The organism is Desulfosoma profundi, from assembly GCF_055387865.1.
On sequence record NZ_AP042420.1, the window covers coordinates 1,754,305 to 1,767,747 of the forward strand.

The following is a 13,443-nucleotide window of genomic DNA, read 5'->3' on the forward strand; positions in this document are numbered from 1 at the left end:
TGCGGACGCACGTGGCCCGCATCACGGGTGTGGGACTAGTCCGCGGGGGTTACGCCTCGGCGGACGCGGCAAGGGAGGGAAGAGTTTATGGTTGTTGCCGAAAGGAAACCCATCGAGGAGATCCTTGCGATGGTGGCCGACTTCAAGAAGGTTCTCTTGGTCGGCTGCAAGGGTTGCGTGACGGTCTGTTGTGCCGGAGGCACAAAGGAAGTGGGCATTTTGGGCTCCGCGCTTCGGATCGCCAGGAAAAAACAAGGCCACCCGTTGGAGGTGGTCGAGCACACGTTGGAACGCCAGTGCGACCCCGAATATGTGGATCAACTGGCCCCCATGCTCAAGGACAACGGGTTTGATGCGGTGCTGTCCATGGCCTGCAGCGTCGGTCCGCAGTTCATCGCCAAAAGGTACACCATCCCCGTCTATCCCATGCTGAACACCACCTTCATCGGCGGGGCTTTGGAACACGGCGTCTGGGCGGAGTTTTGCCAGTCGTGCGGCAATTGCATCATCCACAATTTCGGCGGGCTCTGTCCCATCGCGCGCTGCTCCAAGAGCCTCATGAACGGCCCGTGCGGTGGTTCCGCCAACAAGAAGTGCGAAGTCAGCCCAGAGATCGACTGCATTTGGCATTTGATCTATGACCGCATGGTGGAGCTCGGGCAGCTGGAAAAGCTTCGACCGGTGTTTCCCATCAAGGATTGGTCCACGAGCCGTGACGGAGGACCCCGCAAGATCGTCAGGGAGGATTTGAAGCTATGAAAGCCGGAAGTAACCTTGAAAAAATTTTCACCCAAGGGCATTTTGCGGTCACGGGTGAGTTGGGTCCTCCCCGCGGCGCCTCGGTTGAAGTCATCGAAAAGAAGGCCAGTCATCTGCGCGGGGTGGTGGATTCCATCAACGTGACGGACAATCAAACCTCAGTGGTCCGCATGTCCAGCGTGGCCGTGTGCAAGCTGTTGGTGGACATGGGCCTGGAGCCCAACTTGCAGATGGTCTGCCGGGACCGCAACCGCATTGCCATGCAAAGTGACCTGCTCGGGGCGTATGCTTTGGGGATTCGCAATGTGTTGTGCCTTTCCGGGGACCATAACCGCTTTGGGGATCACCCTCAGTCCAAAAACGTCTTCGACGTGGATTCCATGCAGTTGATCAGCATTGTGAAAAAGCTTCGGGATGAAGGCAAGATGCTGAGCGGGCAGGAACTGGAGGGAGTTCCGAAATTTTTCATCGGGGCGGCCGCCAATCCCTTTGGCGATCCCTTTGAATTCCGCGTGACACGTTTGGCCAAGAAAATCGACGCCGGGGTGGATTTTATTCAAACCCAATGCATCTACAATATGGAAAAGTTCCGCAAGTATATGCACATCGCCCACGAGGAAGGCCTCACCGAAAAATGTTACATCATGGCGGGCATCACCCCGCTGAAATCCGTGGGCATGGCCCGGTACATGGCCAATTTCGTCCCAGGTCTCGATGTGCCCGATTACTACATCGAGCGATTGAAAGGTGTGGACAAGAAGAAACAAGCAGACGAAGGGATCAAGATCGCGGTGGAACAGATCCAGGAAGTCCGGGAAATTCCCGGTGTCAAGGGAATCCACCTGATGGCCATTGAATGGGAGCACAAGGTGCCTGAAATCCTCGAGGCAGCAGGCCTGCTGCCGAGACCGACCGTCAACTGAAAACGCCTTCGGGCGGCGACGGACAAAAGGTGGAACGATCGTTCCACCTTTTTTTGTTTGTCCGTTGGCCGGACGGCCGAGGACCGGTTGACACAAAGGGCTCCTCACGACTACGATAACGCGCCTTCCCGCACGGAGGCGATGCGAGAATGCCAAAGGAGGATTTCCTCATGGGACTGACGGTGGCCTTTGGAGGCAAAGGCGGCACGGGCAAGACAACCCTCGCCGGCCTTCTCATTCGATACTTGATCGAAAAAGGGATGAAGCCTGTCTTGGCTGTGGATGCGGACTCCAATGCCAACCTCAACGAGGTGCTGGGCGTGCCTTTGGCCGAGACCCTTTCGGAAGCTCGAGAAATGATGAAAAAGGACGTCCCGACGGGCATGACCAAGGACATCTTCATGGAGATGAAGATGGAACAGGCCCTCGTTGAGGGAGATGGTTTTGACCTCATCGCCATGGGCCAGCCGGAGGGACCGGGGTGCTATTGTGCCGCCAACAACCTGCTCGCCAGTCTTCTGGACCGACTGATGAAAAATTATAAGTACCTGATCATTGACAACGAAGCCGGCATGGAACATTTCAGCCGCCTCACCCAAAAGGACGTGGATGTGCTGGTTCTGGTCTCCGATCCCAGCCGGCGGGGTTTGACGGCGGCCTGCCGGATTGCGGAACTGGTGGACAGCCTCCCCATGAGGGTGGGTAAGAAGATCTTAGTGGTCAACCAAGTCCAGGAGCCGCCGACGCATTGGCCTGACGAGGTCCTGAAGATGTTTTCCAATGGAGCCATCTACACCATGCCCGCGGATCCACTTCTGGCTCAATTCGACAGAGAGGGGAAACCCACAAGCCAACTCCCCCAGGATTCCAAGATGGTTCAATCCGCGTGGGCTCTTTTTGACAGCATCGTGCAAGACGTCCAAAAAACCGGATGATTGGGCTGAGGCGTTCAAGGAGGGCCATGAGATGATCGCCGTTCAACAAGCGTTGCTGAGTGTCACGGATAAGACGGGCTTGGTGCCTTTCGCGCAGGGGTTGAGGCGCCACGGGGTCCGGTTGTTGTCCACGGGAGGGACCGCGAAAGTGCTCATGGAGGCCGGGGTGCCCTTGCGGGAAGTCTCCGAATACACCGGTTTTCCGGAAATGCTGGACGGACGGGTCAAGACGCTGCAGCCCAAAATCCATGGGGGTATCCTGGCCATGAGGGACCGGCCTGAGCACATGGAAACGTTGGCGGCCCACGGGATCGAACCCATCGACATGGTGGTGGTGAATCTTTACGCCTTTGAGAAAACGGTTTCCACCCCCGGATGTCGTTTCGAGGATGCCATTGAAAACATTGACATTGGAGGTCCGGCGCTCATCCGAGCCGCCGCGAAAAACCATGCCCATGTGGTGGTGGTGACGGATCCCCAGGACTATGATGGGATTTTGCGGGAAATGGATGCCAATGCGGGGAAGGTTTCCGAGGAAACCCGACTGAGGTTGGCAGCTAAAGCCTTTTGCCTCACCCATCGATATGATGGGGCGATCTGCCGGTATCTCGAAAGTCGATAGGGTAAGACATAGAGATTTTCAGAAATTTCGTGGATCTGACAAGCGGGGACCTCCCCGCTTTCGTGTTCCTGATCCTTTAGCCTGCGGGGAAAAGTTCCATGAAAATACTCGTTGTGGGAAGCGGCGGCAGGGATCATGCCATTGCGTGGAAATTCGCTCAAAGCGACAGGGTCAAAAAGGTTTATGTCGCCCATGGGAACGCAGGCATTTCGTTAACGGCCGAATGTGTGGAGGCGCAGACCCCTGAGGCCATTGCGGATTTTGCGGAACAGGCGGGCATTGACCTGACCTTCGTGGGTCCGGAAAAACCCCTGTCGGCGGGCATTGTCGACCTTTTTGAAAGCCGCGGTCTGCCCATCATCGGACCCGATCGTCGAGCGAGCCGTCTGGAGTCCAGCAAATGCGACACCAAGATCATGCTCCAAGAGCTGGGGATTCCGGTGCCCGAATTTGCTGTTTTTTCAGACCCAGAGGCGGCGCGCGCCTATGTGCGTTCCGTGGGCTATCCTGTGGTGGTCAAGGCCGATGGGCTCGCGGCAGGCAAAGGCTCTTTGGTGTGCGACGACGTGGCCGATGCGGAAGCTGCCATCCACGATATCATGGAAGCCAGAATTTTCGGAGATGCCGGATCCCGGGTGGACATTGAAAAACGCCTGTACGGAAGGGAATTGTCGTTCTTTTGTTTTTCCGACGGCTACAGCCTTGTGCCCATGGTGGCCGCCCAGGACTACAAGCGTGCCTTTGACGACGACCAAGGAAAAAACACGGGGGGAATGGGTTCCTACTCACCTCATCCCTGGCTCGACGAAGAACTTGTTCGCACCATCATGAACCGGGTGGCCGAACCTTTGATCGAAGGGATTCGGGAAAAGCACGGAATTCTCTACCGGGGCATCCTTTACCTGGGGTTGATGCTGGTGCAAGAAGCTTCGGGAATCACCCCTTACGTGCTGGAGATCAACATCCGGCTGGGAGATCCGGAGGCGCAGGTGATTCTGCCTCGGCTGGAAACAGACTTGGTGGACGTTTGCGAAGCCATCCTGGCTGGACGGCTTCGTGATGTGCCACTGCGGTGGGATCCCCGCTACCGCTTGTGTTTGATTGCCGTCAGTGGCCGCACCAAGGGGAAAAAGGGCTGGTATAAGGGTTATCCGGACCGCTATAAAATCGGGGTGCCCATTTACGGCCTGGATCAAGTCGACCCCGGGTGTTTGGTTTTTCATTCGGGCACGGAATGGGGGGAAAACGGCACGCTGATCACTTCCGGGGGAAGAGTGTTCGGCATTGTGAGTTCAGGGGAAACGCTGGCTGAGGCTCGAGCCCTCGCCTATCAGGAGATGGAAAAAGTCCGCTTTGAAGGGATGTACTACAGGAAAGATATTGGCAAGGACTGAAAAATCGGACGAGGATCGCCCTGTTGAAGCTCGGGCGGGGCGCCTTTTCAGTCCAAAGGCAAATGTGCTCCACGATTTTTCTGAGAGACGGGCAGGGTTGAGGACGGTCGGGACGGCGCGCGGTCCGACGGAACCCAAGAGCCGTGAAGGTCCAGGGGATTCCGGTGGCCCTAAGGATAACGGCTGGACGAGGTAAGGAGGGAAAATGGCGCAAGGAAAACCTATAGTGGGCGTGTTGATGGGAAGCGATTCGGACCTTCCCGTGATGGAAGGGGCTTTCGAGGTGCTCCGAAGGTTTCAGGTCCCCTTTGAAGCGGCAGTGCTTTCAGCGCATCGGACTCCGGAGCGCGCGGCCCAGTACGCCGCAACGGCGCTGGAGCGCGGTCTCAAGGTGATCATTGCTGCAGCCGGGTGGGCTGCGCACCTTGCGGGGGTGCTGGCCTCCAAAACGACGCTCCCCGTCATCGGTGTACCGGTGGACTCGTCTCCCTTGCAGGGGATGGATGCGCTGTTGTCGACCGTGCAGATGCCTCCTGGCATTCCGGTGGCGACCATGGCCATCGGAAAAGGCGGCGCCCGCAATGCGGCTCTTTTTGCCGTGCAGATTTTGGCTTTATCGGATGCGGCTTTGGCGGAAGCCCTCAAACGATACAAGTCGGAGATGGCCGAAGACGTCTTGGCCAAGAATCAGAAAATCGATGCGTCCATAAGGGTTCAAGGACTTCCATGAGCGTTTTTCGGCGATGGCTCTGCCCCATGGAGCCCGTGCCCCAGGATTTAAAGGAGGTGCTCGGCCGAGGTGGGGTGATCATATACCCTACGGAGACCGTCTACGGACTGGGTGGGAATCCCTGGATCCCCGGCGTTGTAGAAAGGATTTACTCCATCAAAGGGCGCTCACCGGGCAAAGCACTTCCTCTCATTGCGGCGGATGCGGACATCGTTCGGGAATGGGTGGTCTGGCGATCTGATCCCTTGGATCGGCTCGCGGAGCGGTTTTGGCCGGGTCCCTTGACCTTGGTTTTGCAAGCCTCCGCTCACGTGCCCAAGAGCCTCCAGTCGGTGGATGGGACTATCGCCGTTCGTGTGAGTTCCCATCCCGTGGCAGGGATGCTCGCCAGAGCGTGTGGAGGGTGGATTGTGGCCACCAGCGCCAACCTTTCCGGGGAACCGTCGGTGTCGGACCCGCAAGCGCTCCCTCCGGATCTGTTGGGCTCGGTGGACGGGCTTGTGGACTGCGGGCCGCTTCCCCCTTCTCCTCCATCAACCCTGGTGGCCGTGCGGTTTCACCAGGAACGGTTTTCATGGAAGATTCTTCGGGAAGGGGCGGTTTCCCGTACAACTTTGTCTTTATTTTTCGGCGCGGCCCAATAGGGACGCCGGTGGAGGCACTTTGATTTCCTGGCTTGTCTGCCTGCTCTTGGTCTTGGGGGCTCTTTGTGGACTTGGATGGAGCTTGGCCCGAAAATGGCGGAAAAACCCAGGAGGGCCGAGGCGTGTCGTCCTGACAGGCGGGGGTACGGGCGGCCATGTGAACCCCGCGTTGGCCATTGCCGAGGCGATCAAGAGACGGGAGCCGGACGCCCGTTTCCTCTACGTCGGTGTGGCCGGCAAGGCGGAAGCTGTCATTGTCAAACGGGCGGGACTGCCTTTGGAGTTCGTTTCTTCCCGGGGGCTTCCCGGGTTTCGACCGTCACTGGCTTTATTGCGTTTCCTGGTCGCTCTGGCGTGGGGAATCCTGCAATCCATCGGCATTTTGGCCCGATTCCGACCTCATTGGATCATCGCCACCGGGGGATATGTGAGCGCCCCGATCGTGACGGCAGGCCTCATCCTCAGGGGGTTACGCATCGCGCCGGTCGACGTGTTCATTCATGAACAGAACAGCGTCCCTGGGCAGATGAACCTCCTTCTGGGGCGCTACGCCACTCGAGTCCTCCTCACCTTTCCTCAAACTCTGGCCTATTTTCCCAAAAACGGGGCCGTGGTGGGCTATCCGGTGCGCCACTCCATCCTCGAGATCCCCAAGGAGGAAGCGCGGCAAAGACTGCCTTTCACCATCCCGGAAGGGCGCAAGGTGGTCTTTATCTTCGGTGGTTCTCAAGGGGCGAGAACCATCAACCGGGCCGTGGTGGAGGCTTTGGCCGTTCTGGCGTTGCATCGGGATCGGCTTTTTGTCATTCACGGCATGGGGTTGGCCGCCTCGGAAGACTACAACGCCGTACAGGACACCGAAACCCTCTTGCGGCAACGCTATGGCGAAGACATTCTGGCTTCGTTTGCGGATTTCTATTACCGCCAGGACTACTTCCATAACATTGCGGAAATCTATGCGGTGAGCGACTTGGTCGTGTGCCGGAGCGGAGCGGGGAGCCTCAATGAACTCGCCCGATTGGGGAAGCCCTCGCTGTTGATCCCCAAAGCCAATCTTCCCGGCGATCACCAGGTCATGAACGCACGGGCCATGAAGCGGGCTCGCGCCGCCGAAGTGCTCTTTGAGGACACGGTGGTGGAAGGAGGGAGTTTGTGCGATCGCATCGACGGCGCGTATCTGGCCGCCAAGATCTTGGATCTCCTTGCCGATGAGGTCAAGCTCGCCGAAATGTCCGAACGATGCCGCCAATTTTTCAGAAAACAAGCGTCGGCGAGAATTGTGAGCGAGCTGTATGGGGACCACGCTTTCGACAACGGGTGGACATCCTCCAGCGTGGACTCTTTTCCTCCTCTTCTGTCCAACCACCAGCTGCTGCGGCGTCTCCAAGGTGCCTATGAGGCTAATCCGCAGCACTACGATCCCGAGCAGGTTCCCGGTATTGCAGAAGATCTGGCCTATTACCGATATCGGGCCGCGGCGCTGCTGGTACAGCCGGCGTGGGCCGCGCGCAATCTGGGCGTCAAGCTCATCGGCTTGACCCGATACCATGAAAAGACGGCGACCTTGATCCACATGCTTTACGACCGCACGCCGGCTTCAAAACTTGAACGTCTCTTCGGAGGCGATTACAGGCAGGTGGGGTTTATTCGCCGCAACGCCGTCATGGCCTTGATGGTGTTGAACCGGTTGGATCGAGCGGTGGAAGACGTGCTCATGGAGGCCATGGAAGATCCGTATTACGAGGTGAGGGCTCAGGCCTGCCGAGCCGCGTCCCATTTCGGGAGACATTTGGCCGGGAAAGAACGCTGGCTCAAGGTGCTGGTGAAAAAACTCGAGGATCGGTGTTTTGAGGTCAAGGTCGAAGCGGCGCGCGCTTTGGGGGAGGTGGGCACTGATGGTCGGGCTTTGGAGGCGCTCTTGAGTCTCGGGGAAGCCTTCCACTGGCAGGTGCGCAACGCCGCTCTGATGGGCGTGCGCAGACTCATGGAACGGCAGGTCATCTGGCCGTGTGAAGAGCTCTTGCAGCGGCTGGACCAGTTTATCCTGACCGCCCCTGACTTTCGGCCTCATTTTGTCATCCGTGAAAACTACAATGCGGTGCGGCAGTTGTGCCGACGGGCCGGGACAGCCGCGCCCACCGGCGGACGGGCCGAACCTGGAGCCGTTGTCGGGAAACACGCATGATCTACGAATTGGCGAATTTTGTCCTAGATACCTGGCCAGCTTTGTCCTTTCTGCGTTTGATCAATTATTTGACCTTCAGAGCCATCATGGCGGCCCTTACCGCCGCGGCCTTCATGTTTATCTTCAGTCGGCGATTCATCCTATACGTGCACCGGCGGGGTTTCCAGGACCAACGGCGGGAAACGGGCTTGTCGACTCACGACAAGAGCGGCACACCCACCATGGGCGGTGTGTTGATTGTAAGTGCCGTGGTTTTTTCCATGGGACTCTGGGGCAACTGGGGGAACGCTTTTCTATTGTGGCCCATAATCGCCATGCTGTGGCACGCGCTCATGGGTTTTGCAGACGATTATCGAAAAATCGTCAAAAAAAGCGGCAACCGGGGCTTGTCGGAGAGGACGAAACTGGCCCTGCAGAGCTTGTTCAGCGCGGGATTCGCGTGGATCATGGTGGGTCCACTGTCGCCCATTGGCCCGGAGATGGCGGTGCGGATCTACATTCCGTTTGTCAAGGTTCCCGTATTGACCCTGCACCCGATCCTGTACGCCCTCTTTATTTTTCTTTTCGTCATTTTTGTTTCCAACGCCGTCAACATCACCGACGGGCTGGACGGGTTGGCCATCACTCCTTCTTTGTTCGTCATGGGGGTTCTTGGGGTTTTTGCCTACGTCCAGGGAAACACGATCTACTCGGCCTATCTTTTCTACCCCTATCTCAAAGGGGCCGGGGAATTGACCGTGTTCGGAGCGGCCTTTATGGGTGCCGGGCTGGGATTTCTTTGGTACAACGCCTATCCTGCGCAAATCTTCATGGGCGACACCGGATCTCTGGCCATTGGAGGCACAGTGGCCGTGGTCTCGGTGCTGCTCAAGCAGGAATTTTTGTTTCCGATCCTGGGTGGGCTATTTGTGGCCGAAGCCTTGAGTAGTCAGATTCAGGACAAAATCGGGGTTCGTTGGCTGGGGCGCCGCCTCTTCTATCGCGCGCCCCTGCATCACGATTTGCAGCATCGCGGCATTGCGGAAACCAAGGTGGTCATCCGCCTGTGGATCATTTCCGGGCTTTTGGCCCTCGTCGCCCTGGCGACCCTCAAAATTCGTTAATTCACCGAGCGGGCCTCTTCTCCGGGATCTTACGCCCGACGCAATCGTAATGAAACCCTAAAGCCTTCATCTGCTCGGGTTCGTAAACATTGCGCAAATCCACGAAAATGGGCTCCCGCAAAAGGGTTTTGATCCGGGCGAGATCCAGAGCCCGGTATTCGTTCCATTCCGTCAGCAGCACCACGCAGTGGGCCCCGTGGCAGGCGTCGTAGGGCGAAGAGCAATAGACGACTTCGGGAAGGTGCTTGGCGGCCTCTTTCATGGCCTGCGGGTCATGGGCCCGAACCACGGCTCCGTGCTCCATCAGGGCCGGGATGATGGTCAAGGCCGGGGCCTCCCGCATGTCATCTGTTTCCGGCTTGAAGGCCAGACCCAGGACGGCGACGGTTTTCCCCGCCTCCGAGCCACCAAGGGCTGCCCGGATCTTGCGGACCATTCGGGCTTTCTGGGCCGCGTTGACTTCCACGACGGCTTCCACGATGCGGCAGGCCACACCGTGCTCCTGGGCGATTCTGAGCAGGGCCAGGGTGTCTTTGGGGAAACAGGAGCCGCCGTAACCCGGCCCGGGGTGGAGAAACTTGCGGCCGATTCGACCATCCAGCCCCATACCCTTGGCCACGGCGTGGACGTCAGCACCCACCTCTTCGCATAGATTGGCCATTTCGTTGATGAAGCTGATCTTTGTGGCCAAGAACGCATTGGAGGCATACTTAATGAGTTCCGCGGTTTCAATAGTGGTGACCACAAAAGGGGTTTCAATGAGATACAAGGGGCGATAGATGGCTCGGAGCCGCTCTTCGGCCCGGGGACTCTCGACCCCGAGGACGACCCGATCGGGGCGCATAAAATCGGCGATGGCTGCCCCTTCCCTCAAAAACTCTGGGTTACTGGCCACATCGAAATCGGCTTGTGGGTTCTCTTGGGCGATGATACGGGCCACCTGGCGGGCGGTTCCCACGGGGACGGTGCTTTTGTTGACGACTACGGTGTAGTCTTTAAGTCGCGGAGCGATGGTCCGGGCGGCGTCATAAACATAGCTGAGATCGGCATAGCCGTCGCCTCGACGGGAAGCCGGGGTTCCCACGGCGATGAAGATGACGTCGGCCGCGCCGATGAAGGGATCGAACTCCGAAGAAAACTCGAGCCTTCCCGCGGCGCAGTTCTTTTCCACCATGGGTTGAAGTCCCGGTTCGTAGATAGGGAGCTGTCCCTCCCGCAGCCGTTGAATCTTGTGGGCGTCGATGTCAATGCACGCGACCTCGTGGCCGAATTCGGCAAAGCACGTGCCGCTGACCAACCCCACATATCCTGTACCGATGACCGCTATTTTCATTGTCTCCTCGTCTTCGGATGCAGTAGACTTTTGTTGAAAGATGAAAATCAATTTCAGCGGCCGCCACTTTAACACAGCCATCCGAGAAGTGAAGAGCCAAGCCATGCACCGAGCGTCTCTCGGGGCGAAAATCTTTGCAGCGATCGTGGCCGTGAGTGTTGTGACTTCGGCGACCACGGGCGCGATTCTATTCTGGCATGGAAGCCGCCTGGTTCGACTCAAAAGTACCGGCGAAGTAGCCGCGGCGGCCTCCACCCTTGCTCACTTTGTGGAACACAACCTGGAAGATGCCCTTCGACACGTGGAATCATCCGTCCTCACATGGGTTTCCCGACCGGGAGGCCAGGAAGAGAACCTTCGGGCATCGGTGGATCTGGTTCCAAAACAGACCTTTCTGGAGCACGCCCGATATTTTCTGCACCTTTTTCCCTGGGTGACGGCGGTGTCTTTACGGGATGGATTGGGCCATATCCTCCTGAGCTATGGGGAGGAGCGGTTGCTCGCGGAATCCCTCAGCAGTTGCGATCCCATCGCTCTTTTTCCCAAAGGGTGTTTCGCCAGAGGACCTGAGCCTGGAGAATCCGGAGCTGTCGTCATGGAGTTTGGGCTGAGACGGACGGCCGAGGGCAAACCCTGGCCGGTTTTTATGACCTTTGTCGTGGATCTCTCGGCCTTGAGCGCTACGGCTCCTTTACCGAAAAGGCTCTACGATGAAACGATCGTTCTGTTCGGCAGACCGGGCCGGGCGGACGGATCCATCATCAAGGCTGCCCCTTGGGTGGAGAAGTCCGCTGGGGATGAACTCACATCTCGGCTCGGCCAGATCTTCCTCAGCGGCCGTCATAAGGAGCCGATGGCCATGAGCTTAGGAGGCCAAGAGATTCTGGTGGTCTCCACTGCTTTGCCGAAGTTGCAATGGCCCCTGGCAGTGGCTTTACCCATGAAAAGCGCCGGCATACCCCAATCCGCCCTGCTGTCCGCGGCCGCTTGGGCCGGCGTTTTCGCCCTCGTTCTTTCCCTGGTGGTTGCCTGGGGTCTCGCGACCTATCTGGTTCGCCCCCTGAGGCGCCTCCAGGAAGCATTTCGGGAATTCAGCCAAGGACGATGGGATATCCGTGTGCCCGTGACGACGGCCGACGAAATCGGTGAACTGACCGATGGGTTCAATGAAGGTGTGGCCTACCTGAACACGCAACATCAGAAACTCAAACGGTTTCAAACCCTGGTCCATCAGGCCCAGGATGCCGTGGTCTTGTGTTCCCCCAAGGGAACCTTCTTTTACGCCAATCCATCAGCCCACGAATTTTTTGGCTTTCTGCGGCGCGGGGATGCCTTGCTCACCCGCCTTCACGACCTGGTTTGCCCGACGGATCGGGAAAAATTCGAAAAAACGATATGGCCTCTCATGCTTGAAGGGCCCTGGGAAGGGGAACTCCATTTTTGCCGTCAGGACGGGAAAAGGCAGGTGGGCTGGCTCCGTGCGGGGATTGTGCCCGGAGAGGCGGGTGAAGCGAATTTCGTGTACGCCATTATTCGGGATATTTCCGATCGGAAAGCGGCGGAAAAAGCTCTGCGGGATACGGAAGAATATTATCGCACCCTGTTTCGCACCAGCCGGGATGCCATTGTGGTGACCGACGTTTCCGACGCCATCGTGGACGTGAACGAACCAGGTTTCCCGAATATGTTCGGATACCTGCGCCATGAAGTCCTCGGCCGCCCCTTGTCCACACTATTGGCGGAAGAAGCACAAGAGCCGGCCTGTCAGACTTCCTCTCCTGCGGGGCGCGCCGAACGCGCCACCCTTCGGTGGCGGCGCAAGGACGGATCCCTCTTCGCGGGGGAAGCGACCCTCGGTGTCCTCAAGGATGGAAAGGATGCATTGCGTGGTTATGTGCGGGTGATCCGCGACGTGAGTGAGCGGGAAGGTATTTTGGAAAGGCTCGAGCAAGCCTACAATGATCTCAAGAGCGTGGAGGAACTCAAGGACAAATTCCTGGCGGGCATCAGTCACGATCTTCGCACCCCGCTCATCCCCGTGAGGGCTTTTTTGGAAAAGTTGCTCCAAGGTCGATGGGGCCCGGTGACTGAGCGGCAAGAGGAGTTTTTGCGCTACTGTCTGATCGGCGTGAGCCGCGAGATGATTCTCGTCGAAGAACTCCTCGACTACACCCGGATCAAATCCGGAAGCCTCACTTTGCGCAAAGAAAAAGTGGACTTACAGGATGTGCTTCGAGCGGCCCTCTTTCTTTTAAAGATTCTTGCCGAGACCAATCGGCTCACCGTTGCCGTGGACATGCCGGTCGACCCAGTTCCTATCCTGGGCGATTACAACAAATTGCTTCGCATCTTCCACAACCTCTTTTCCAATGCGGTCAAGTACAACCGCCCGGGAGGCCACGTGACGGTGCGGGGAAAATGGGAGAGTCCCGAACGCTTTCGCGTGTCCGTGGAGGATTCCGGCATCGGCATCCCTCATGAGGATCTGCGACGCATCTTCGATGACTTTTACCGGGTGGGCATCTCGGGAACCGTGGCCCGGGGTTCCGGAATCGGTTTGGCCGTGGTGCGGGAATTGGTGCGCCTCCATGGTGCCGAACTGGACGTTCAGAGCACTTTGGGGGTGGGAAGTGTGTTTACGGTCGTTTTCCCGGTGATGCCCGCCACGGAGCCGGAACCTGGGCCGCAGGAAGCCAAGCTTTAGGCCGCAGGTGCCCCGAGATGCCTGCGACCAGGGCATGCCATCACACCGGCGGTCAATTCTCTCAGGGAGTGTCAAGAGTCGTGCTTGTGGAGATGGGACCCTGCGGCGACA

11 protein-coding genes are annotated in these 13,443 nt (G+C 58.1%); 10 read left to right on the forward strand and 1 reads right to left on the reverse strand.

All coding sequences use genetic code 11. From position 1 onward, the window contains the following. Window positions 1–87: 87 nt before the first annotated feature. From ACZ5K9_RS07520 to mraY, 9 genes are all read left to right on the forward strand, one after another. Entirely contained in the window at window positions 88–759 is a 672-nt protein-coding gene (locus tag ACZ5K9_RS07520; protein ID WP_464273805.1) for a methylenetetrahydrofolate reductase C-terminal domain-containing protein, read from the forward strand. Next, the gene (locus ACZ5K9_RS07525) at window positions 756–1,682 is read left to right on the forward strand and encodes a methylenetetrahydrofolate reductase (protein WP_464273806.1); all 927 of its coding nucleotides are present in this window, start codon (window positions 756–758) and stop codon (window positions 1,680–1,682) included. Before ACZ5K9_RS07520 ends, ACZ5K9_RS07525 begins: the two co-directional genes overlap by 4 nt. A 170-nt stretch (window positions 1,683–1,852) precedes the next feature. Beyond that, on the forward strand, window positions 1,853–2,617 hold the full coding sequence (locus tag ACZ5K9_RS07530) for an ATP-binding protein (RefSeq protein WP_464273807.1): 765 nt from the start codon (window positions 1,853–1,855) through the stop codon (window positions 2,615–2,617). Window positions 2,618–2,648: 31 nt separating this feature from the next. Next, window positions 2,649–3,239: an IMP cyclohydrolase gene (locus tag ACZ5K9_RS07535; protein ID WP_464273808.1), complete on the forward strand. Its 591-nt coding sequence runs from the start codon at window positions 2,649–2,651 to the stop codon at window positions 3,237–3,239. Window positions 3,240–3,337: 98 nt separating this feature from the next. Continuing rightward, window positions 3,338–4,633, forward strand: coding sequence for a phosphoribosylamine--glycine ligase (purD, locus tag ACZ5K9_RS07540; protein ID WP_464273809.1), 1,296 nt, complete (start codon window positions 3,338–3,340; stop codon window positions 4,631–4,633). A 205-nt stretch (window positions 4,634–4,838) separates the two neighbouring features. Then, window positions 4,839–5,363: a 5-(carboxyamino)imidazole ribonucleotide mutase gene (purE, locus tag ACZ5K9_RS07545; protein ID WP_464273810.1), complete on the forward strand. Its 525-nt coding sequence runs from the start codon at window positions 4,839–4,841 to the stop codon at window positions 5,361–5,363. Further along, entirely contained in the window at window positions 5,360–6,007 is a 648-nt protein-coding gene (locus tag ACZ5K9_RS07550) for an L-threonylcarbamoyladenylate synthase (protein WP_464273811.1), read from the forward strand. The genes purE and ACZ5K9_RS07550 overlap by 4 nt, the downstream gene beginning before the upstream one ends. Window positions 6,008–6,026: 19 nt before the next feature. After that, complete coding sequence (locus tag ACZ5K9_RS07555; protein ID WP_464273812.1) at window positions 6,027–8,192, forward strand: glycosyltransferase; 2,166 nt, start codon at window positions 6,027–6,029, stop codon at window positions 8,190–8,192. Beyond that, window positions 8,189–9,295, forward strand: a complete 1,107-nt coding sequence (gene mraY, locus ACZ5K9_RS07560; protein WP_464273813.1) for a phospho-N-acetylmuramoyl-pentapeptide-transferase — start codon at window positions 8,189–8,191, stop codon at window positions 9,293–9,295. The genes ACZ5K9_RS07555 and mraY overlap by 4 nt, the downstream gene beginning before the upstream one ends. Before the next feature lies 1 nt (window position 9,296). Here the strand turns inward: mraY and ACZ5K9_RS07565 are convergent, their stop codons facing one another. Next, window positions 9,297–10,628 carry a UDP-glucose dehydrogenase family protein gene (locus ACZ5K9_RS07565; RefSeq protein WP_464273814.1) on the reverse strand — a complete coding sequence of 444 codons (1,332 nt, stop codon included), beginning with the start codon at window positions 10,626–10,628 and terminating at the stop codon, window positions 9,297–9,299. Window positions 10,629–10,731: 103 nt separating this feature from the next. Here ACZ5K9_RS07565 and ACZ5K9_RS07570 point away from each other — a divergent pair, with 103 nt between their 5' ends. Beyond that, on the forward strand, window positions 10,732–13,332 hold the full coding sequence (locus ACZ5K9_RS07570) for a PAS domain S-box protein (protein ID WP_464273815.1): 2,601 nt from the start codon (window positions 10,732–10,734) through the stop codon (window positions 13,330–13,332). Window positions 13,333–13,443 lie beyond the last annotated feature (111 nt).